Origin of the sequence: Methanobacterium subterraneum, from assembly GCF_002813695.1 — an archaeon.
Lineage (GTDB): Archaea > Methanobacteriota > Methanobacteria > Methanobacteriales > Methanobacteriaceae > Methanobacterium > Methanobacterium subterraneum.
Map to the genome: position 1 here is coordinate 447,917 of NZ_CP017768.1, position 21,956 is coordinate 469,872.

Sequence of the window (21,956 nt, forward strand, 5' to 3'; positions counted from 1 at the left end):
TAAAAGATGAAACAGTTTTTGATCACTCCGGCAGCAGGTAAAAGACTCATTGCCAGGGCACTAAAGGATCATTCGGCCATTAAAGATGCCATTAAATCTGGGGTCGTGGTTATCATTGCCGGGACAACCAACGGATACGTGGCTGAGGAGATACTGTCCTCTGTCAATCAACTGGAAGGTTTTTCCAGGAAAAGGTTCTTCCGAGGTATTGTACTACCTCCAGTTGGTCTTACCAGTGAATCGGGACGTTTGAAGGATGAAAGTGGATTTCCAGGAGACGTGGTCCTGGTGGATGGTGTCTGGAAGAAGGGCCTCACTATATTCGATGTTATAGATGACCTTAAAGAAGGGGATGTTATCCTGAAAGGGGCAAATGCCCTGGATGTCTCCGATAAAAAAGCTGCCATTTATATTGGTCATCCCCAGGGAGGGACTATTGGGGCGGCTTTACAGGCAGTGGTGGGTCGCAGGGTGCGTTTAATCCTCCCGGTTGGTCTTGAAAAACGAGTCACTAATGATCTGGATGACCTCGCCCTATGCCTTAACTCCCCGGGAGCAAAGGGACCGCGACTTTTACCAGTGGTAGGGGAAGTTTTCACAGAAATAGAAGCCCTGGCCAGTTTAACCGGTGCCCATGCAGAAATGGTGGCTGCCGGGGGAGTTGCCGGTGCAGAAGGTTCAATATGGCTGGCTGTCAGTGGGAAATCAGTAGAAGTGGAAGCTGCTCAGGAATTGATAAAATCCATATCAAAAGAACCTCAATTCACCTTTTAAATTTCAATTATTAAATTTATTCTCTTTTTCAATACTTTTCAAGCAATAATTCAACTTCTTTGGCAGATGGTAAGTTTTTCAGGGTTTCGTATTCTGTTTTTTTAACTGCTAAATATGATCTGGAAAGATTCTCCCCCATGGCATTTAAAATAACTTCATCCTTTTCAAGATTATCCAGTGTTTCCCCCATATTCCCTGGGAGTGGTTTAACTCCCATCTCATCCATCTCCCTGGTTGAAAGGGTAGCAGGATCAAGTTGCACAGGTTTTTCCAGCACCATTTTTTCCTGAATACCATCCAGTCCCGCTGCAATCACTACCCCCAGGGCCAGGTAGGGATTGGCAGATGCATCCACAGTTTTAAGTTCAAAATGCCTTACTTTACCATCATCCTCCCTGATCACCCTGATGGCAGCTTCCCGGTTATTCAAACCCCATACCTGATATGCCCCACTCCACATCTGGGGACGTATCCTGCGGTAAGATCGGGGGATGGGGGTGGTGATGGCCATCAACGCCGGCAAATGATACAGAATCCCGGCTATGAATTGTTTTCCAGTTTCGCTAAGGCCATATTTACATTCAGGGTCATGTAAAATGTTTTTATCATCCTTCCACAGGCTGAGGTGGAGATGACATCCATTAGCTGCCTTATCCGGGAATATCTTCGGAAGGAATGATCCCCTAAGATTGTGCTTACTGGCTATGGCCTTCACTGTCTCCCGGAAGACGATCTGATTACTGGCAGCCCCCAACGCATCGGTGTATCCCACGGTTATTTCGTGCTGGCCCGGACCAGACTCTGGATAGTACTGTTCAACCGTTATGTTCTGGACAATTAAGGCCTCAACTATATCCATTATGATATTGTGGTTTAAATCCATGGAAAATGAAGAAGAAAAAGGGGTAAAATCTGAGGGTTCTACTGATAAACCATTTCTGATGTTTTTATGGTTATTTTTCCATTTCTGTTTTAGGAGATAAAATTCATTTTCAAAGGCTGCTTTAACCTCTAAACCTTCCTTCTGGAGTTTGGTGATCATTCTTTTCAAAAATCCACGTGGACAGTTCTCCCAAACCTTGTCTTCAATGAACATGTCACCCATAACCCGAGCATGTCCTGGAGCATAGGGTATTGGTGTTAAAGTTGACATATCACCCTTCAATGTTATTTCTCCCACAGGATCCAATCCACATCCGGCTACAACACCGTCGTACATCACTGGAACTCCCTGCTGACCACGGGAAATACCCACGGCAACCTCCTGATCATTCACCGAGTCCACGCAAACTGCCTTCGCCCGGATGATATTAGCATTGTCACACCATAATACGCGTATAAAACGGATTTGGGAATTTGATATGTCTTTTATTTTATTCATAACGTCACCAATGGCCTTATAATTAATGATTATGACTTCAGATTATTTAACTGTGATGATTTTTCAGGCAGCTGTAATGAAAATTGCTAATGTCCTATCTGTGGATAATTAAAAATGAGTCCGTTAGAAATTAATGAGTCCGGTTAAATTTAATGAGTCCGGATTGAAATTAAGAAAATTTAACTATTTAAAAAATCAAATTGTTTTGATTAATAATTATTACCCATCAATCTCTTTAATTATAGCCTCATGCATTCTGCGGATGAATTCTATTCGCTCTTCATACTTTAAAACATCCAGATACCCTTGTGATACTAAGTTAAAGGCAAATGGTGATGGAATTTTAGTATTTATCTGTTTGATCTCCATTTTGCCATTTTCAATCAATTCTAAAACTTTCCGTGCATTTTTAACATCCATGAAGTCTTCGGTAACCTCTCGACGGGCTTCTTTGAGTATGGGGAAGTTGGGATCCAGTTCCTTAACGAACTTTAAGAGTATTTTACCCTTCACCTGCTGACGGCCAACAGACTTTTCCTGACCTTTATAGCGCCGGAGGATCATTAGAGAACGTCCAGCACAGTGGCGGAAACGCCCGGCTAATGTTTCAGTGCGGTCAATTGCCTCTTTAAGGAATTCTTCCAGGTTTTCAGTGGTAAGCTCCTTGAAAGCCTCAAGGGCACCGATTTTGCCTTCACTGGAAAGGTAAAATCCATTATCGGAGATGGATATCATCACATCGTGCCGGTATCTCCGGGCAATAACGTAGGCCAGGGCACGGCTGAGTGCATCGTTAACCCTTCTCCCGAAGAGTGAATGGAACACCACGAACTTACGGCCACCAAAACCGGTGTAATACTCCACAAGGAGGGTTTTAAGGTTGGGAACCACTGCGTAGAGGTACTGCTCCCGGAAGTACTGGTATATTGAATTGGCAGCATTATGATCAAGGTAGAGGTAGTCGTGTATGAATTCAATGATCTCCTCCTTACTCCGGCCCTTTTTAAACTCCCACTCCAGAATCCCCCGGAACTTCTGGATGGACAGCGCCAGGTCAAAGGACAATGGGAGTTGTTCTGAAAACCAGGAGGGGATGGTAGGGGGGCCGGAAGCTGGACTCACATTAACGCTCATTCCCCGGGCGTAGTTGAAACGGTAGATCCGCCCGCCCAGAACGAAACTGTCTCCTTTTTTCAGTTTTTCCATGAAGTCCTCTTCAATACGACCCACCACCTCACCACTGCATTTCACCACAGCAGCGCTGCGGTCGGGTATGGTTCCGATGTTGGTGGAATATAACATACGGGCCAGTTTACCTCGTTTCCCCATACGGTTTTCATCCCAGTCCACCCAGATCTTGGCATAAACGTAACGATCCTCCAGACGGGTGTACTCCCCTGCAAGGTAACTTAAAACACTTTTGTAATCTTCATCTTTAAGTTCACGGTAGGGATAACTCCTCCGGATAAGTTGGAGGGCTTCGTCCAGGTTCCAGCGTTGTTCAATGGCCATACCATAGATTTGCTGGCTTAAAACATCCAAACAGTTCTCGGGGATGTGTATTTCATCGATCTTACCTTCTAAAGCGTTTTTTAGGATGAGAGCACATTCCACCAGGTCATCCCGATCCACCACCATCATCCGCCCCTTGGATTTCTCATGGAGCTGATGACCACTCCTACCTATCCTCTGCAGAGCCCGGGAAACAGATTTGGGACTGGAAACCAGCACTACCAGGTCAATATAACCTATATCAATTCCCAGCTCCAGGCTGGTGGAGGAAACAACCACCTTCAGTTCTCCCTCCTTTAATTTGTTCTCTGCTTCCAGGCGGTGTTCCCGGGAGAGACTGGAATGGTGGGCCATGATGTTCTGGTCATGGTAACTATTTGGATACCTCTTTTTAAGGTTGAAAACCACACTCTCGGTACCACTACGGGTGTTGGTGAAAATCAGTGTGGTCTGATGCTCCTGGATAAGGTCATGGAGCATACGGTACATGGCCTTATTGGTTTCATCAGGTGAAGTGGCTATTATATCCTTAACCGGGCAGATAACTTCCATGTCCAACTGTTTCAAGTAATTAACATCCACAATGAGACAGTCCCGTGGCTGGCCATAATGGTAACCCACCAGGAATTCGGCCATCCTCTCCAAAGGGTGTACGGTGGCACTGAGCCCAATGCGCACAAAACCGCCGGTGAGGTTTTCCAGTCTCTCCAGGCTGAGACTGAGGTGCACTCCACGTTTGTTCTCAGCCAGGGAGTGTATCTCGTCTATTATAACGTAGCGAATTTTGGATAACTTTTCCCGGAATTTGGGTGCGCAGAGCAGGATGGAAAGAGATTCAGGGGTGGTAATCAAAATGTGAGGGGGGTTTTTGAGCATTTTAGACCGTTCATACTGGCTGGTGTCCCCGGTACGCACTGCCTTACGGATGCCCAGTTCCCTTCCTGATATTTGCTCAATCTCAGTTAAGGGTTCTTCCAGGTTCTTCTCAATATCATTATCCAAGGCCTTCAGGGGTGATATGTAAAGGCAGTAGACCCTGTCCTCCAGGATTTCCTGGTCTGCCAGGCGGGTGAGTTCACTGATAATGGACAGGAAGGCAGTGAGGGTTTTACCAGAACCAGTGGGTGATGAGACCAGCACATTTTTCCCCTGGTGTATGTCCACAATGGACTGGCGCTGTGCCTCGGAAAAGGTTTCAAACTTCCCCTGGAACCATTTCCTGGCCCAGGGATGTAAAATTTTATAAATATCCTTATCAGAATATTTTTTATCCTGTTTTACTATCATCTTATCGGTAAATTTGATTTTTATACTTTCTTTAATTTTCATAGACTTCTATCAAATTATTCAATTACACTTTCTTTAAAATACCCATTATGCCTTCTTTAATGAATAAATTAGTTCTTTTCTTTTGATGATTTAATTAGGTGAATTTAGTCAAAATCTATAAAATGGGCGTCATAGGGGTATGGTTCCTGTTGAACATTCAAAAGATGTTTTATAGTGCCAAAGTAGAAGGTTTCAAAGTTTTCAACACCGAAAACCTCCATAGCATTATTATTAGCTTCTTTCAGGAAGGGGGAGAGAAGTTTCTCGTGGAGAACATCGGATCCTTCGGTAATGAAGTTGAAAGATGGCATTACAATGATTTTTTTATCCCGAAAATCTCCTTTCAGGTAACATTTAATTTTTTCCATCCTCTCACCACTTCTTATTCCCACTGAAGGGTGTTCATGTCCAATTATAATGGTTTTTTCCGTGATGTCATCCCATTTTGTAGGTATCTTATCTCCGTGAATCATCAGAAAATTACCAGTTGAATAATGGGGATATACTTCTAATCCTGTTTTCTGGGCAATTATGGGTGTTAGGGGGTCGTGGTTACCTTTGATAAGTATTATGTCCTGAAAGCGTTCCTTAAGGTAGTCAATGAATTTCAGGGTTTCCTCCCACTCCTGGCGATTAATCTTACCAAACTCGTGTTTCAGGTCACCGTTTATAATTATTTTGGTGCAATCACTCCTGGAGCGAATTTCTTCCATTCTTTTGATGATCTTGGGGTACTGGAATTTAGGTATCATTATGCCCTGGTAATTGAGGGCTTCTTCATATCCCAGGTGAAGATCAGATATTATCAGGTGATCTTCAACTTCCAGGGCTAGATCCAGAATTTTAGCACCTAAAATATTATTTTGAACCATATTTGTCCTCAAAATGTGCAAATATTTTTAGTAAGGTTGATTTGTTAAAATAGTTAAAAACTAATAAAAAATATCTTAAAAATTGTAAATTGATTAATGGGGGTATAATCTCATTGGAAAACTTGAATCAACCTATTGGATATCATTTGTAAATAAATTGGATACAATCATGTTAGGTATCATTTGGTAAATTCAATATTAGGGATCAAAAACTACCTTAATTATGGTCATACTCTTTTATGATATTAGTTTAGGTGGTTAATTGTTTTATATTTTATTGTTATCCTAACTTTTTTTAGGCCACAACCATGAAAAAAAGATGTGAATAAGGAGTATAAATAGAAATGGTAAAAACAGATAGGTGTGTAACTGGAATGAAAGGTTTTTACTTAACAAACCTCCGGTTATGCCTTCTATAGTCTGATAATAACTTATTCCCAGACCTGAAACTATAATTATGACTATTAGAATCAACAAAATCAGTTGAACAGTTCTTTTAACGGGTTTCCTGTCCATGTGATCAGCTCAGATGGTTAGTATGATGTCATTTATACATCAGCCTTATTTACAATAAATATTCTCCCAAAACATTCCATTGAATGAACAAGGTTTGAATTATTTAAAGAAACTTTCATTAAGGTTTCCACTTAGAGAATAACCTCTGCTCTCCCAGTAGCCCTGGTAATTAGGATTATCAGAAAGTTCTATCTTGTTTATCCATTTGATCCACTTGTACCCCCATTTACTCTCTGCCACCAGTTGAAATGGAAATCCCCTCTCCGGGGGTAGGGTGGCATTGTTCATCTTGTATGCCATTAATATCTGATTATTCTGGATGTATTCCAGTGGGAAAGATGTGGAATAACCATCAACGGCGTAAAAGATCACCGTGTTTGCTGTGGGTAATGGTTTAACCTCATTAAGGATGTCTTTTACCAGTACACCTTGCCAGAGTATATTAACACTCCATCCTTCAACACAGTCTAGTTTAACCACTTTTTGATAATTTTGGAAATTTTTAACTTGATCGTAGGTGTAATTCTGGGGATTAGTTACCTGACCAGTTACTTCCAGATGATAACTTGAAATATCCACCTTTTGGGGTCCTTTAATGGAATTTTCACGGAAATCATTGACCGAAGATAATTCCTGACCCTGATATTCTGTAACTTCAACAGAATCCAGTGGTATGGTGGAGGATGGTAATAAATCCAGACTAATTACAATGGCCAGTACCATGATAATAGCAATTGCTGCCATGGCAATATACTGTTTTATCATTTATTCCCTCCTAGTACTTGGATCATGAAAGTAAGATATTTCAGGGAGTAGTTATCTTTATGTTTAGGGTTAAACTCAAATTATGCGTTTACGGTTAATTTTCCTATTTTTGACTGTAAGTCTGGGTTACTGGTAATTTACGCAGCCATCCCAAGTCGCTCTGGTATAACATACGTATATCCTTAATTCCGAGGCGTATCATGGCCAGTCGTTCAATTCCCAGTCCAAAGGCAGCTACTGGTGTTTCGATTCCCAGTGGTTCCAGTACCTCGGGACGGAACATTCCAGATCCACCCAGTTCAATCCAGCTTTCCTTCTCTGGCAGGTAGATCTCACACTCGGTGGATAGGTAAGTGTAAGGGAAGTAGGCTGGACGGAAACGGACCTCGAATCCCAGCTGATGGTAAAATTCTTTCAGGATTCCCAGGAGGTTTTTGAAGTTTATTTCCTCAGCAGCCACAATTCCTTCCACCTGATGGAATTCAGGGAGGTGTTTGTATGTTATGGTTTCCCGGCGGAATACCCGGCCAACCGAGAACATCTTTAAAGGAGGTTCATTTTCAGCCAGGTGGCGGGCTGAAACACAGGTGGTATGGGTTCTGAGCACTGATTGGCGAGCCACATCCACGTCCCACTGGTATCCCCAACCTTCACTACCAGTTTGACCACCATCTTCATGGGCCTGGCCTACCCTTCCCACCAGATCATCAGAGGGTAACTGGGTGTGCAGTGGGGATTTAACATAGAAAGTATCCTGCATTTCCCTGGCAGCATGGTCCTGGGGCTGGAAGAGGCAGTCGAAGTTCCAGAATGCAGATTCAAGGACAGTTCCCCTGGATTCTGTGAAACCCAGGTTCAGGAATATGCGACGAATCTCCTGAATAGTCCGCTGCAGGGGATGCATCTTACCTGGAAATATCAGGGGATGTTCAGCCTGGATATCATAGCCACGGTAGTGTAAGTTTTTCCATGAATCGGTTTTAAGTTGCTCATGGGTGAGCTGAGTGGCTTCTTCACGTATCTCGAAGCCATGATCTAAAATTTCCTGGCCCTTTTTAGTAGGAAATAGGGTGTAACTTGAATTTTTATTTAAATTAATTAATCCCTTCCTCTTTTTCAGAAGTTGGAATCCTTCGTTAAGGGAATTGGATAAACCGCCCAGGGTTAACATTTTAGTGGAATCCATAATGGTTTTGAGGAGGATCTCATCAATACCTGGTTTTGCCAGGGCTTTTTCACCATCATCAGTTATGGTGACGTTTCCTTTATCCAGAACTGCCCATCCCTTTTTCATGATCCAACCAATGGCTATTTTAACCTCAGAAGGTTCGATCCCTGATTTATGAGCCAGATCCTTCATGTGGATGGTGTGATCTTTATGGAGAGCTTCTAAGATCTTCCTTTCTGGTAATCCTTCCTGGGCATAGGCAGACCCTGATGGGCCCAGACTCAACACTTCCTCCACGTCACGCTCTATTTCTATGATTCCCTTGGATTCCAGTGCTCCAGCAGCACTCATAACCTGTTTAATATCCAATTCAGTAGTTTTAGCCACATCTTCAGGTATGGCTGGGCCTCCTGCTTCCCCTAACGCTTTTAAGACTTTTTTCTCGTAGAGGTGCATTTCATTGATGATCTTATCTAGCATTTTTCGAAACCTCGATGGATCCTTAACTTAATCAAATAATCTTTTTATCCCTAGTTATTATCATTAATAATCCTATTTTATTTCCACATTATTTTCTTTTGTTGTAATCATTTTTTGTTGTAATGATTTATTATAGCAATCATTTATCAAATATTCATTGGATCTTTCATTTAAAATTTTTATTCTAATGAACTTTGGCCTTATACTCCCTGTAACCATCAAGATAAGCCACCATGATGGATGAGGCAGTGAAATCTGCAGTGGTCCCAGGATTTAAACCACCTTTAATTAGTTCCTGGTCGAATTTTCCCACTATGGATGTACCCTTCCTGGTTAATATTCCACCTTCTTCTAGTATAGCCTGGGCACGGGCTGAAACTTCCCCTGCCTTCGCATCAGTGAACTTCCGACTGATAAGGGTGTCGGGAACCCGGGATAAAATGGTGAGGAAAGTCTGCACTGTGGCTTCATTTATGCCCTTTTCTGATTTAACTCGTTGAAAAACAGGATACCCAAGTTCAAATGTCACTGGCATTTTATGGGTGAGTTCATAGGATAATTTATCCCAGGCCGATGACATCTCCAGCACACGGAACATGTTAACATTATCATCCCGCAGTTTCTGGAGGGAACTTTCATTAGCCACGTCCAGGTCATCCTGCTCACCCATCCCCCCTGCATCGGCAATGTTAATAGCCTTATAAAGGTTAACTGCATCTTCAGAAGTTGTTAACCTTATTAATTCATCAATAATTTCCCTGAAACCATCCCACTTTTCAGTTAACCCTCCAGATCTGATTTTGAAACCATCCCAATTTTTAGTTTCCTCTTCAGTTCTGGTTCTGGGAATATCAATTTTCCCCCTGTTTTCAAGATCGAACATCCCGGCAACCACTGATATGGGGGTTAGTAACATTACAATGCCTAGATTGGTGTTGTTGGCCACCCAGTGGTCAGTTTCTCGAACTGCTTCCAGGATCATCTTTCCCAATCCTATTTTATCCCATTTTTCTGGTTTGTTTTTGTATTTAAACCCCTTCCTGGCAGCTTTCTCCATGGTTTCGCCAATGGCTATTCCACTTAGAAGAAAATCTTCAAAGACCATATCCGGGAAGTTATGGGTACGGTGCACGTTACCTGGTTTAGGGTGCCCACTCACCTCAAGCACCGAGGCTATTTGTGCGCATTTAGAAACATAACTGGGATTCAACGAATTTCACCTCATTAAGTTGCATCATTCTTTAAACATCTTTATCTAACGATAAAATTGACATTAATAATGATTGAGTCATTATATGGTAGAATTTTCTTAAGGGATTTATTATTAGGGAGTTTAACATGAAAATCCCCATTAAAAATTTAATTTTTAACAGATTTCATCCAGTTTTCCTTCCAAAAAGTCAGGGACAAAGTGGGAGATGATTAGATCAGCACCGGCCCGTTTAATGGATAATAATGACTCATATATAGCTTCAGTGGTAAGGTATTCTGCTTCAATCCCTGCCCTGAGCATGGAATATTCACCACTAACCTGATAAGCAGCGGTGGGCATTCTGAACTCCTCTTTAACTGCTCGAATCACATCCAGGTAGGCCATGGCAGGTTTAATCATTATAATATCTGCTCCTTCCTTAAGATCCAACTCCACTTCCAGGAGAGCCTCTTCCACATTGGCCGGGTTCATCTGGTGGGTTTTACGATCCCCAAATGACGGAGCTGAGCAAACTGCATCCCGGAAAGGTGCATAGAAACTGGATGCATATTTGGCAGCGTAGGACATGATCAGCGTATCCTGAAAACCCCCATCATCTAACATTTCACGAATAGCTTCCACCCGACCATCCATCATATCAGAGGGGGCCACTATGTCCGCACCTGCTTCAGCATGCGAGAGGGCAGTTTTAGCTAACAGTCGCAGGCTTTCATCGTTGATGATCTCGCCGTTTTCCACTATTCCACAGTGACCATGGGTGGTGTACTGGCATAGGCAGACATCGGTGATAACTACCAGATCAGTTTCAGACTTCAGGCGTCGGACAGTCTGCTGGACTATGCCATCATCTGCATAGGCGGCTGTGCCCATTTCATCCTTCTCTTCAGGCATCCCAAATAATAGAACTGATTGAAGGCCTAATTTTTCCAACCGTTTTGCTTCCTCCACCGCGTCCTCCAGACTGTAACGGTACTGGCCAGGCATGGTGTCGATGTGTTCTCCAGCACCTTCCTCCAAATCTTCCTTTATAAACAGGGGGTAAATGAAGTCTTCAGCATTTAAAGTTGTTTCTCGAAGGATTTTCCTTATTTGGGAGGTTTTTCTTAGTCTACGCATTCGGCGGGTTGGGAAATGCATGTTATCACCATATTTCAGCTATTTATACTAATAAATTATGGATTGTTCCCTCTTATTGGATTATCCACTTAAATTATAACTCATAAAATATTTAATCCACTGATTAATTCAACAATAGGGGGATAATAATTGATAATCTGGTAAGTTCACCAGAAAATTCCTTATTCAATCAACTATTATCCTAATTTTTATTTAATTATATTTATTTTTAGCCATCATACCAACATTCAGGATTTTTTTTTAAATTAAAGGTTATTTATAAAATTAAAAAAATATAACTCATTAAAATAGTTTTATACTAATTTAATCTTTTCTGGATGTAAATGGCCATAGGAAAATCCTAAAAACCCGGACATACACTATTAATAAAACATCTAACATAATTAAATGGGGTATAAGAATGGGTGATATTAAAATTCTGGTGGTAGAGGATGATTCCATTGAGGCCCTGGATATTAAAAAAACTTTAGAATCCTTTGGTTACTCAGTTCCCCATGTGGCCAGCAAAGGGGAAGATGCCATCAGAAAGGCATATGAAGTAATGCCGGATCTAGTTTTGATGGATATAGTCTTGAAGGGAGATCTTAATGGTATTGAAGTTGCCCGGGAAATAAAAAAACTGGACATACCTATTATATTCTTAACAGCTCATTCCGAAGAAGGTATGGTTAAAAAAGCAATGTTCACAGGTCCTTATGGATATTTAATTAAACCATATAGTGCTATAGAGTTAAAATATGGTATTGAACTTGCTATTTATAAAAGTAATGCTGAAAAGGAACTTAAAGCTAGTGAATCCAAATATAATTCATTATTTGATAACCTGTTAAATGGGTTTGCCTACCATCAAATAATTGTTGATGATGAAAACTTTCCAGTTGATTTTGTCTTCCTTCGTATCAATAAAGCTTTTGAAAGATTAATCAAACTAAAAAGAAAAGATATTATTGGAAAACGAATTACCGAACTAATTCCTGACATTAAAGATACTAATCCTGAATTAATCGAATTTTGTGGGCAAGTGGCTTTAACTGGTGAAAGCAACGTTTTCGAAATGTATTTCGAGCAATTTAAAAAATTTTATTCCATTACTACGTACAGTGAAGAGAAGGGTTATTTTGCCACAATTTTTGAAGATATTTCCCAGCGTAGGATTGCTGAAGAATCGTTAAAAGAAAGTGAAAGAAGATACCGCACAATTTTAGAAAATGTTCAGGATGCCTATCTTCGGGGGATAAGGAAGGTCGTATAGTAATGGCCAGCCCCTCTGCTTCGCGTATGTACCGATTTGACTCTCCTCAAGAAATGAAGGGCATATCTTCCATTTCCCTTTACAAATCTCCGGAAGACAGACAGATCATACTGGAGAAACTTAAATCAGAGGGTAAAGTTGAAAATATGGAGGGTGAAGCCTTAAGAAAAGATGGGACATCATTCTGGGTATCCATGAATGCCCAATATTATTATGGTGAAAATGGAGAAATAAAGGGTACTGAGGCCTTCATACGTGATATCACCCAAAATAAAAAAGTGGAAAGGGCATTGGAAAAATCTGAATCTTATTACCGGGCAATTTTTAACCACACTGGAACTGCCACAGTGATCATTGAAGAAGATACCATCATTTCTCTGGCAAATGCTGAATTTGAAAAACTCAGTGGTTACCGGCGGGAAGAATTAGAGGGTAAAAAAAGCTGGACAGAATTTGTTTTAAAGGATGACCTGGAAAGGATGAGGGAATATCATCGTGTCCGCCGAAGCGATCCCCAAAGTGCCCCAGAAATATATGATTTCAGGTTCATTGACCGTGAAAGAAACCTTAAATACATTCATTTAGAAGTAGGTATGATTCCAGGAACCAAAAAGAGTGTTGCTTCTCTTCTGGATATAACTGGGCGTAAAACTGCAGAAGAGAGAATAAATCGATTGTACAGGTTATATGCTACACTTAGCCAGGTTAATCAGGCTGTGGTGAGAATTGATAATACTGAAGAATTATTCACACGAATATGTCAAATCTGTGTTGATTATGGTAAATTTAAGATGGCCTGGATGGGTATGATTGACCATGACACCGGTAACCTCACACCAGTAAGTCATTACGGATACGAGGATGGTTATCTTGAGAAGATATCCATAAACATTCATGAAAAACCAACCTCGGATAAACCTGCAAGTATAGTGGGAGAAACTGGTGAATTGGTTGTAATTGAAGATATAAAAAATGAACCAAATCTCGCATGGGGTCCAGAAGCTTTGAAAAGAGGTTATAAATCTTTAGCTTTGATTCCGGTTAAATTTAGGGATAACTTAATTGGAATTCTTAATATTTATTCAGAAGAAGTTGGGTTCTTCTCGGATGAAGAAGAAGTGGAATTAGTAAGGGAGATGGGAATGGATATTTCCATGGCCATAGACTTTATTGAAACAGAAAAAGATCGGAAAAAAATGGTTAGAGCACTGCATGAAAGTGAGAAGAATCTCCGATTTTCCAATGAATGGTTAGCATTTGCTCAACGTGCCGCTAAGAGTGGATTTTGGGATTGGGATATGCTCACTGGGAAGTTAACCTGGTCTCCTGAGTTTTATGAACTTTTTGACCTACCCTCGACAGCTGAACCATCCTTCGATACATGGTTAGAAATAATGCACCCTGATGACCGTGAACCAGCCATGGACAGAATAAATCGGGCCATTGAGAACCATGAATTCCTGGAAAATGAGTACAGAATCATCCGCCCCGATGGGGATGAAATCTGGATCAGTGCCCTGGGAACCACATACTATGATGGAAAGGGCAGGCCTATGAGGATGAGTGGAATCAGCCTGGATATCACTGAACAGAAAAAGAAAGAATCGGAAATTGAGTTCAAGAACACTCTCCTGGAGGCACAACTTGAATCTTCCATTGATGGAATTCTGGTAGTGGATAATAATAGTAAATTCATTCTTTACAATCATCGTTTTGTTGAAATGTGGAATATACCCAAAAACCTGTTAACAACCAATGATGATAAGAAGATTGTCGATTTTGCTTTGAAACAGTTAAAGGATCCTCAATCATTCAAGGAGAAGGTTGAATATCTTTATTCTCATGAATCTGAAAAAAGTAGGGATGAAATTGAATTAAAGGATGGTAAAATATTTGATAGATATTCTGCACCTTTATATGATTCAGAAGACAATTACATGGGTAGAATGTGGTATTTCCATGATATTACCGAGAAAACGAAAATACAAAATCAGATACGCAATCAGTACCATTTCCTGCAGCACCTGGTGGACACCATCCCCTACCCTCTTTTCTACAAGGACAAGAATTATGCCTATATTGGTTGTAATAAGGCATTTGAGGAATTTATTGGCCTAGCAAAGGATGATATTATTGGAAAGACAGTTTATGACATCTCTCCAAAGGATCTGGCAGAGAAATACCATCGTAAAGATGAGGAATTAATGGAAAGTGGAGATTTGCAGGCTTATGAGGCTCCGGTTAAATATGCTGACGGTTCAAGGCATATAGTACTTTTTAACAAGACCACTTTTGACGATGCAGATGGTAATGTGGCGGGTTTAATCGGTCTTATGGTGGATATAACCCAACGTATAGAGGCTGAAAATGCTCTTAAAGTGAGTGAAAATAAATATCGTGCCCTTTTTGATAATGCTGCTGATGGTATATTTTTAATGAAGAATGATCATTTTGTTGAATGCAATCAAAAGGCCCTTAAAATGTATGGTGTAACATTGGATCAAATAATAGGTGAACAACCTCATGTTTTCTCACCCGAACTACAACCAGATGGTGCAAGATCCAAGGATCGATCTTTTGAACTGGTACAAAAGGCTCTGGAAGGACATCCTCAGCATTTCCAGTGGAAACATCTCCGTTATGATGGGACACCATTCTATGCTGAAGTAACTTTAAACCGGCTCAAAATCGAAGATGAATATTTGACTCAGGCCATAGTACGTGATATAACATCCCGGAAAAAGACTGAGGATTTATTAATGGAATCTGAGCACCGGCACCGGATGGTAGGACAATTAATCAATGATTTTGCTTATTCCTGTGTGCACGGAGAATCCGGTGAATATGAGGTGGATTGGATAACTGATTCTTTTTATAAGATAACTGGCTACACTGAGAAAGAACTGATTTCAAACCGTTGCTGGATGTTCACAGTACATCCGGAAGATGAAAACATCGCCCAACAGCAACTCTCAGATTTGAATGCCGGTTCAACGAATATTCACATTTTCCGAATTATCACCAGTAACGGTGAAGTACGCTGGCTTCGAAACCATGTTCGATGTGTGGAAGATACAATACCTGGCAGGTTACGTATTTATGGTGCGGCACAGGACATCACCCAACAGAGGGAATATCTGGATGACCTGAAATGGGAACTTGAAATAAACCATTCACTTTCCAGGATCTATAAGCCAATGATTTCAGAAGAGTCATCTATGGAAAACATAGCTATTTCAATTCTAGAAGAGTCTAAAAAGCTCACCGGGAGCCAAAAAGGCTACGTAGCCACTATTGATCCTGAAAACCGGGATATGGTAGTTCAAACCCACACCGCCATGATGGAGGAATGTCCGGTTAAATTGAAGGATAAGATCAGATTCCCCTGTGATGAGGATGGTTCTTACCCGGCTCTTTGGGGTCATTCCCTTAACAACTTAACTGGATTTTACACCAATTCACCACAGACCCATCACTCTTCAAGGGGAATACCCGAAGGTCACATACCCTTAGAGAGTTTTATTTCTGTACCGGTAGTGGGTGGTGGTGAATTATTGGGGCAGATTGCCCTGGCAAATTCTGCCCATGGATACAATGACTTGGACCTTGAGGCTTTGGAGCGAATATCCGCCTATTATGCTCTGGCCATCCAGAGAATAAGGTATAAAGAAAAGATCATCGCCAATTTAAATGAAAAGGAACTGTTACTACGGGAAATACATCACCGGGTTAAAAATAACATGCAAATAGTTACCAGTCTAATGAATCTGCAGAAACAGTATGTGGAAGAAGATGAAACTAAAAAGGTCTTAGGGGAGAGTCAGGCCCGAGTTAAATCCATGGCCATGGTCCATGAAAAGCTCTACGAGTCCTCTGATCTCAGTCACATAAACTTCAAAGAATATGTTGAAAAACTGGTTTACGGAATTTTTTACTCATATGGGGTTCAAAGAGATACGATAAAACCCATTATAGTCATGGAAGACTTTGCCATGAGTATGGAAACCTCCATTCCATTGGGCCTTATTATTAATGAACTAGTCTCCAACAGCCTCCGATATGCATTTCCCAACAAAAGAACGGGCGAGATAAAAGTATCCCTTAAAATTACAGGAAATGACTATGAGTTAATTGTCAGTGATGATGGGATTGGTATCCCTAAAGAGATGGACCTTGAAAACTTGAAATCACTGGGGTTGCAACTGGTTACCAACCTTGCCCATCAACTGGGCGCCGAGATCACACTGGACCGGAGTCATGGAACCGAATTTAGATTAAAATTCAAAGAATTTGAATACAAAGAAAGAATTTAGTAAAATATTTACATCTAATTTTTTCCCTGTAAAATGTTAGTATAAGGCTTTTTCTGGTACTGTCTCTTGGCATGTTCAACTATCAATGCATGGTATTCCTGGTATACTGGCACATCGGTTGGTAGATTGCCTTCGAAGATCTTTTTAAGATCAAGGTAACTGATCTTCTCATCCACCAGTCCCAGATGGCTGAAAATTCTCCGGGTGTAGGCATCCACTACGAATTCGGGCTGTTTATATGCATAAAGTAGTATGGAATCAGCAGTTTCATTTCCCACTCCTTTCACCATTAAAATATTGTTTCGGGTGGGTGTATCCCCTTCCAGGGATATAAAAAACCGGGTGATATTCACCAGATATCTTGATTTCTGGTTGAGAAAACCAGCGGGACGAACTGCTTCTTTAAGTACATCTTCATCAAGGTTAAGGAGTTTATCAGGGTTTAGGGCATTTAATTCTTTAAGGTTTAAGAGAGCCTTTTCTGCTGATGTCCAGGTGGTGTTCTGGGTTAATATTGCACCTAAAATAATTTCATATTTCTGGTTTTCTGTTTCAGGAAGGTCATAATTTAAGGGATGGTAACCCTGGGTGGCTCCAGTTTTATTCAAATTCTCCGACTCCAGATCCATTAAAGGCCACCAACCCTGAGGCCCGTAAAGTTTGTAAAGTTCTTTATAGATTTTTAAAATCAAATCACTCATGTTGGGACTCCTATATCACTGTCCAGTTTGTTAGATGCGCATTGAATTATCTTATACAATAATCTCACTTTATTTACCCACTCTATTCCTGCACTTAATATATCAGACATTATTAATAAGTGATGATTAGAAATAAGTTAAATGGTGTAATATAATGAGAATTGAATGTGATAGATGTGTTTTGAGGGAGTGGAATCCCGGTGATGTTGAGAGTTTGGTGGAAAATGCTAACAATTACAGTATAGCCTCCACTATGCGAGATCAATTCCCCTCTCCCTACACCCTTGAAGATGGTAAATCATGGATAAAGGTTACTAGTTATCCGGGAAAAAACTTTTTTCTGGCAATAACATTGGACGATGTGGCAGTTGGAGGCATAGGACTCACCTTAGGTGAAGATATTGAAAGAATTTCTGCAGAAGTCGGTTACTGGTTAGGAGAAAAATATTGGGGTAAAGGGATCACCTCCTCTGCTATAAAAGGAATTGTGAAGTATGGATTTAACAACCTAGGGCTGGAAAGAATATTTGCCAAACCATTTGAACATAACACAGCCTCCAGGAAAGTTCTTGAAAAAAATGGTTTTAAACTGGAGGGCATTATGGAAAAAAGTTGTATTAAAAACGGCAAAATATGCAACCAGGTATTATATGCCATAACTAAAAATTATAGGGAATAATAATGGGAAAAAAATTAATGGCGGGGTATAGGATATGATGTCAAAGCGAGCACGTTTAATTAAGGAAAGCGAACTGAAACAATTGTTATCCCTCTATGAATACCTTATCCCCGAAGATCCTAAGTTAGAGATAGATTCTACTTTAAAAAAGTATTGGGATGATATATTATCTGATCCCAGTCTTTTTTATGTGGTGGCTGAAGAAGAGGGTAGGATAGTTTCATCCTGTAACATAACCATCATTAAAAACTTAACCCGGGAAGCTAAACCCTATGGCTTAATAGAAAACGTGGTCACCCATCCAGATTACAGAAACAAAGGATACGGGGTCCTGGTTTTAAAGAAAGCTGTGGAAATTGCTGAAAATAAGAACTGTTACAAGGTAATGTTAATGACCAGTAAAAAAGATGAAAAGACCTTACATTTTTATGAGAAAGCCGGATTCGATAGTGGAGAAAAAACTGCGTTTATCGTAAGAATATGATTAAATCATTAAAGTGATTTTAAATTGAAGTAAAAAAGAAATAAAAATTAAAATATTAAAGAATCAATACCATAATTCTATTTATCACTTTTACCCATAATTTAATAGGTTTAAAAAAAAAGGAAGTGGATTCATGGCAGGAAATACTACCGGAAACGTGTTCAGAGTAACCACCTTTGGATCCAGTCATGGCACAGCCCTGGGGGCAGTGGTTGATGGCTGTCCCGCTGGACTGGAACTAAGAACAGAAGACATACAACAGGAACTCAATCAAAGAAGGCCTGGAACCAGTAAAATTACCACACCTCGTGGAGAAAAAGACAGGGTAGAAGTTTTATCCGGAATTTTTGAGGGAAAAACTGATGGCACTCCAATAGCTGCTGTGGTATACAATAAAGATGCAGATTCATCTGACTATGAACCATTCCGAAATAAACCCCGCCCGGGTCATGGGGATTACACTTGGAACTCCAGGTACGGATGTTATGACTACCGTGGTGGGGGAGAGGCAGTGGCCGGAACACCATTGGCCACGTGATTGGGGGAACAGTTGCTAAAAAACTCCTGGACCTCCAGGACATTAAGGTCATCTCTCATGTAACCCAGGTGGGTGATGTTAAGGCCCAAAATGTTGCCCATGGACTTATTGAAGAATACTCATCCAGAAACCTGGTTAAATGTGCTGATCTAAACGCAGCAAAACTTATGGAGGAGAAGATCCTGGAAGCCAAAGCAAAAGGAGACTCAGTCGGTGGGGTGGTTGAAACTCTGGCATTTGGTGTTCCCGCTGGCCTGGGAGAGCCTGTTTTTGACAAGTTAGATGCCGACCTGGCTCAGGCCCTAATGGGAATCGGAGCAGTGAAGGGTGTGGAGATTGGTTTCGGATTCCAATTAGCCGAATCCACAGCCAGTGCAACCAACGATGAATATTACCTGGAAGGAAAACAGATTAAAACCACCACTAACACTAGTGGGGGAATAGTTGGTGGAATATCAAATGGTATGCCAATAGTTGCTAGAATGGCAGTTAAACCCACTCCATCCATAAGTACAGTTCAAAAAACAGTGGATCTGGTAAAAATGGAAGAAACCGAGATCCAGATTAAAGGCCGGCACGACCCCTGCATCTGCCCCAGGGTAACACCGGTGGCCGAGGCAGCAGTGGCCATGGTACTGGCGGATCACATGTTAAGATCTGGATTCATCAACCCTCGGCATGTATGAACCAGTCCCTCAACTATTTTTTTTTAATCATTTTTTAATAGGAGTTTGGGTACAGCTTACCATTTGACGAATTTTCTGACACCGGCGACTCTTACACGATTCCTTTTTCGGGTGCCAGGAGTAGTGTTTGCAGTTTTCATAGGGGCAGTGATAGTGTTCCCTACACATTACCATGCCTTCATTGTATAGTACTTTCAAAGTAATCACTCTAAGTTTAAATGTAGTTTTAGTGTAGATTCAATAAAAATGAATGATTTCATTTTTTATGTAATTTATTTGAAAATGAATAGTTTAAGTTACTGACAGTTATTTTTACAGTTAAAGTATAAAAATTCAGTTAACACTATTAAACTGTAAGGTTTTTTATTTTCATTATATTAAATAATTTATAAAATGCGAAGATCAGGACTATGGTGGTTGTAAGATTTAGAATAGTGGCAGCATCATCAACCAGTGGAGAGGCTGAAGTTATATTCAAAAGGTCTAATAATCTCCCGAAGGAGAAAATCAAAGCAGCAATAGCCAATATTTTGAATATTAATATGCTTTCATCTAATTTATTAAATATAAGGCTTAAAGCAGCTTCCTTGTATTTTAACATATTTAGGAAAATCATCAAAGAGAATAAGAACACGGTAAAAGTTACTATAATTGTTATGGCATTGATCAACGTGTCCATATTATTTCCCTCCTTTCATTATTCTTTGCAGTGAAACTACGAATATTAAAAGTACAATAGCATTTATATTCAGTAATCGTTCAATGTATATGCCATTACCAATAAAAACATAGATTAAACCCGTCACAAATGATAATAAGCCACTGATAAACAGTAAAGAGAAGATGATAATCATCCGGTTTTTATGTAAAAAAACCATTGAAATTGCTATTTCTTTATTTTTTAATTCGTTAAGCAGTTTCAAAGCTGCGTAGAATAATACTAATCCAAGTGTGAAACCAAGTAATCGTTGAACCAATAAATTTGGTACTAAGCTTGATAAATCCATTCAACACCCACTTTCAGGTTTTATGAATATTATTTTTTTTGTTAATTCATTTTTTAAGTGAGATATTTATTTATGATCTGATTTTTTTTAGTAACTATAATAGATCGTATCTAGGTATTACTATGTTTAACTTACTATTAATATTTAATATGTATTTTTGAGTATTATAATTCATATTTATTATTATTTATAAAAATAAGAAATTGAAGCCTCGGGGGGGATTTGAACCCCCGACCACGAGATTACGAGTCACGCGCTCTACCAGACTGAGCCACCGAGGCATTTGACCCCTGATTTTCTATTATTAAATGGGGTCGTTTAAGTATTTATCATTTCTAAGTTTAGCAATTTTTATTAATATTCATCAAGGGTTTGCTGTTTGGAATGGAACTGATCAAGATCTATAACCATTCCATCATGAGCCGCAATGGTTTTAACACCAGTTTTGTCAGTAATTTTGTCAGCCTCTTCCACAGGGTGGTCAGTAATGAGTTTCATGCCTAGATGGGTCATTATGGTCAGTTTTGGGGAGGTTTCATCCACCAACTGCTGGAATTCATCAGCGCAGAGATGGCCCCTGATTCGCTCATTTCCCGGTCTGATCACACTGGCAATGAGAACATCCGCATTCTGATGGTGCTGGTGAAGTTCCTCAAAGTAGGCGGTGTCGGAGGTGTAGGATAATGTGAAGTCCTCCCATTCCAGGCGAAAACCGATATTTTTAGGATCCCCATGTTGGGTGGGGGTGGCGGTGATTTTAATATCACCCATTCTAAAATGATCACCAGCGTCCATAACCTCCACCTGTGGCCTTGAAAGGTGGTAATGGGATATGCAGGGCCCCCATTTCTGATATCCGTTAATAACACTCTCACTTCCTATTACAAGTCCCTTCTTTCGGGTCATACCTCGGGTCATGGCTTCTATTAAGACCTCAGCATCGCTATAATGGTCGGTGTGGGAGTGTGATACCAGGATTCCGTGAAGTTTCAGGGGGTTCACACCAAACTGGTAACTTCTTACCAGAGCCCCAGGTCCCGGATCCAGGTGCAGGTTTTTACCATCTATACCGTCGATTCTAAAGCCGCCGGTCATCCTGCGCTGGGTTATAGTAGCGAAAGCGTCCGCCACCACTTCCTAAAAAAGTTA

Annotated in this window: 18 protein-coding genes, 1 tRNA gene and 1 pseudogene; 6 read left to right on the top strand and 14 right to left on the bottom strand. The window is 40.5% G+C overall.

Annotated features, from left to right (window positions below; all coding sequences use genetic code 11):
* The first annotated feature begins 6 nt into the window (after positions 1-6).
* The gene (locus BK009_RS02180) at positions 7-774 is read left to right on the top strand and encodes a hypothetical protein (protein WP_100908889.1); all 768 of its coding nucleotides are present in this window, start codon (positions 7-9) and stop codon (positions 772-774) included.
* Between the two features lie 28 nt (positions 775-802).
* Here BK009_RS02180 and BK009_RS02185 read toward each other — a convergent pair whose 3' ends face one another.
* The 8 genes from BK009_RS02185 to hemB all read right to left on the bottom strand — a co-directional run bounded on the left by BK009_RS02185 (position 803) and on the right by hemB (position 11,147).
* Positions 803-2,155, bottom strand: coding sequence for a glutamine synthetase family protein (locus BK009_RS02185; protein ID WP_100908890.1), 1,353 nt, complete (start codon positions 2,153-2,155; stop codon positions 803-805).
* A gap of 219 nt (positions 2,156-2,374) precedes the next feature.
* Positions 2,375-4,954 carry an ATP-dependent helicase gene (locus BK009_RS02190; RefSeq protein WP_100909711.1) on the bottom strand — a complete coding sequence of 860 codons (2,580 nt, stop codon included), beginning with the start codon at positions 4,952-4,954 and terminating at the stop codon, positions 2,375-2,377.
* 146 nt (positions 4,955-5,100) lie between these two features.
* On the bottom strand, positions 5,101-5,868 hold the full coding sequence (locus BK009_RS02195; protein ID WP_100908891.1) for a metallophosphoesterase: 768 nt from the start codon (positions 5,866-5,868) through the stop codon (positions 5,101-5,103).
* Between the two features lie 285 nt (positions 5,869-6,153).
* Entirely contained in the window at positions 6,154-6,384 is a 231-nt protein-coding gene (locus BK009_RS02200; protein WP_100907675.1) for a hypothetical protein, read from the bottom strand.
* A gap of 99 nt (positions 6,385-6,483) precedes the next feature.
* The gene (locus BK009_RS02205; protein ID WP_100908892.1) at positions 6,484-7,149 is read right to left on the bottom strand and encodes a molybdopterin-dependent oxidoreductase; all 666 of its coding nucleotides are present in this window, start codon (positions 7,147-7,149) and stop codon (positions 6,484-6,486) included.
* Positions 7,150-7,252: 103 nt separating this feature from the next.
* On the bottom strand, positions 7,253-8,797 hold the full coding sequence (gene pheS, locus BK009_RS02210; RefSeq protein ID WP_100908893.1) for a phenylalanine--tRNA ligase subunit alpha: 1,545 nt from the start codon (positions 8,795-8,797) through the stop codon (positions 7,253-7,255).
* 184 nt (positions 8,798-8,981) lie between these two features.
* Positions 8,982-10,007 carry a triphosphoribosyl-dephospho-CoA synthase gene (locus tag BK009_RS02215; protein ID WP_100908894.1) on the bottom strand — a complete coding sequence of 342 codons (1,026 nt, stop codon included), beginning with the start codon at positions 10,005-10,007 and terminating at the stop codon, positions 8,982-8,984.
* Positions 10,008-10,163: 156 nt separating this feature from the next.
* Positions 10,164-11,147: a porphobilinogen synthase gene (hemB, locus tag BK009_RS02220; RefSeq protein WP_100908895.1), complete on the bottom strand. Its 984-nt coding sequence runs from the start codon at positions 11,145-11,147 to the stop codon at positions 10,164-10,166.
* A 400-nt stretch (positions 11,148-11,547) separates the two neighbouring features.
* Here hemB and BK009_RS02225 point away from each other — a divergent pair, with 400 nt between their 5' ends.
* Both BK009_RS02225 and BK009_RS02230 read left to right on the top strand, forming a co-directional pair.
* On the top strand, positions 11,548-12,399 hold the full coding sequence (locus BK009_RS02225) for a response regulator (protein ID WP_100908896.1): 852 nt from the start codon (positions 11,548-11,550) through the stop codon (positions 12,397-12,399).
* 2 nt (positions 12,400-12,401) lie between these two features.
* The gene (locus tag BK009_RS02230; RefSeq protein WP_100908897.1) at positions 12,402-16,712 is read left to right on the top strand and encodes a PAS domain S-box protein; all 4,311 of its coding nucleotides are present in this window, start codon (positions 12,402-12,404) and stop codon (positions 16,710-16,712) included.
* Between the two features lie 14 nt (positions 16,713-16,726).
* Here BK009_RS02230 and BK009_RS02235 read toward each other — a convergent pair whose 3' ends face one another.
* Positions 16,727-17,413 carry an endonuclease III domain-containing protein gene (locus BK009_RS02235; protein WP_100908898.1) on the bottom strand — a complete coding sequence of 229 codons (687 nt, stop codon included), beginning with the start codon at positions 17,411-17,413 and terminating at the stop codon, positions 16,727-16,729.
* Positions 17,414-17,567: 154 nt separating this feature from the next.
* On the opposite strand from BK009_RS02235, the gene BK009_RS02240 reads away from it, so the two are divergent.
* From BK009_RS02240 to aroC, 3 genes and pseudogenes are all read left to right on the top strand, one after another.
* Entirely contained in the window at positions 17,568-18,092 is a 525-nt protein-coding gene (locus BK009_RS02240) for a GNAT family N-acetyltransferase (protein WP_100908899.1), read from the top strand.
* A 34-nt stretch (positions 18,093-18,126) separates the two neighbouring features.
* Entirely contained in the window at positions 18,127-18,576 is a 450-nt protein-coding gene (locus BK009_RS02245) for a GNAT family N-acetyltransferase (protein ID WP_236951012.1), read from the top strand.
* A 133-nt stretch (positions 18,577-18,709) separates the two neighbouring features.
* Positions 18,710-19,800, top strand: a pseudogene (gene aroC, locus BK009_RS02250) (chorismate synthase).
* A 27-nt stretch (positions 19,801-19,827) separates the two neighbouring features.
* Here aroC and BK009_RS12330 read toward each other — a convergent pair.
* The 5 genes from BK009_RS12330 to BK009_RS02270 all read right to left on the bottom strand — a co-directional run bounded on the left by BK009_RS12330 (position 19,828) and on the right by BK009_RS02270 (position 21,938).
* Positions 19,828-19,998, bottom strand: a complete 171-nt coding sequence (locus BK009_RS12330; protein ID WP_157809684.1) for a hypothetical protein — start codon at positions 19,996-19,998, stop codon at positions 19,828-19,830.
* 148 nt (positions 19,999-20,146) lie between these two features.
* Positions 20,147-20,479, bottom strand: coding sequence for a hypothetical protein (locus BK009_RS02255; RefSeq protein ID WP_100906516.1), 333 nt, complete (start codon positions 20,477-20,479; stop codon positions 20,147-20,149).
* Between the two features lies 1 nt (position 20,480).
* Positions 20,481-20,807 (bottom strand): hypothetical protein, encoded by a 327-nt coding sequence (locus BK009_RS02260; RefSeq protein ID WP_100907680.1) that lies wholly within the window; start codon positions 20,805-20,807, stop codon positions 20,481-20,483.
* Between the two features lie 207 nt (positions 20,808-21,014).
* Positions 21,015-21,088 (bottom strand) — tRNA-Thr (locus tag BK009_RS02265).
* Between the two features lie 73 nt (positions 21,089-21,161).
* Positions 21,162-21,938 (bottom strand): MBL fold metallo-hydrolase, encoded by a 777-nt coding sequence (locus BK009_RS02270; protein ID WP_100906774.1) that lies wholly within the window; start codon positions 21,936-21,938, stop codon positions 21,162-21,164.
* Positions 21,939-21,956 lie beyond the last annotated feature (18 nt).

Coding starts and splice junctions, on each gene's coding strand:
- BK009_RS02180 (WP_100908889.1), top strand. CDS start 7: ATGAAACAGTTTTTGATCACTCCGGCAGCAGGTAAAAGACTCATTGCC.
- BK009_RS02185 (WP_100908890.1), bottom strand. CDS start 2,155: ATGAATAAAATAAAAGACATATCAAATTCCCAAATCCGTTTTATACGC.
- BK009_RS02190 (WP_100909711.1), bottom strand. CDS start 4,954: ATGATAGTAAAACAGGATAAAAAATATTCTGATAAGGATATTTATAAA.
- BK009_RS02195 (WP_100908891.1), bottom strand. CDS start 5,868: ATGGTTCAAAATAATATTTTAGGTGCTAAAATTCTGGATCTAGCCCTG.
- BK009_RS02200 (WP_100907675.1), bottom strand. CDS start 6,384: ATGGACAGGAAACCCGTTAAAAGAACTGTTCAACTGATTTTGTTGATT.
- BK009_RS02205 (WP_100908892.1), bottom strand. CDS start 7,149: ATGATAAAACAGTATATTGCCATGGCAGCAATTGCTATTATCATGGTA.
- pheS (WP_100908893.1), bottom strand. CDS start 8,797: ATGCTAGATAAGATCATCAATGAAATGCACCTCTACGAGAAAAAAGTC.
- hemB (WP_100908895.1), bottom strand. CDS start 11,147: ATGCATTTCCCAACCCGCCGAATGCGTAGACTAAGAAAAACCTCCCAA.
- BK009_RS02225 (WP_100908896.1), top strand. CDS start 11,548: ATGGGTGATATTAAAATTCTGGTGGTAGAGGATGATTCCATTGAGGCC.
- BK009_RS02230 (WP_100908897.1), top strand. CDS start 12,402: ATGGCCAGCCCCTCTGCTTCGCGTATGTACCGATTTGACTCTCCTCAA.
- BK009_RS02235 (WP_100908898.1), bottom strand. CDS start 17,413: ATGAGTGATTTGATTTTAAAAATCTATAAAGAACTTTACAAACTTTAC.
- BK009_RS02240 (WP_100908899.1), top strand. CDS start 17,568: ATGAGAATTGAATGTGATAGATGTGTTTTGAGGGAGTGGAATCCCGGT.
- BK009_RS02245 (WP_236951012.1), top strand. CDS start 18,127: ATGATGTCAAAGCGAGCACGTTTAATTAAGGAAAGCGAACTGAAACAA.
- BK009_RS02255 (WP_100906516.1), bottom strand. CDS start 20,479: ATGGACACGTTGATCAATGCCATAACAATTATAGTAACTTTTACCGTG.
- BK009_RS02260 (WP_100907680.1), bottom strand. CDS start 20,807: ATGGATTTATCAAGCTTAGTACCAAATTTATTGGTTCAACGATTACTT.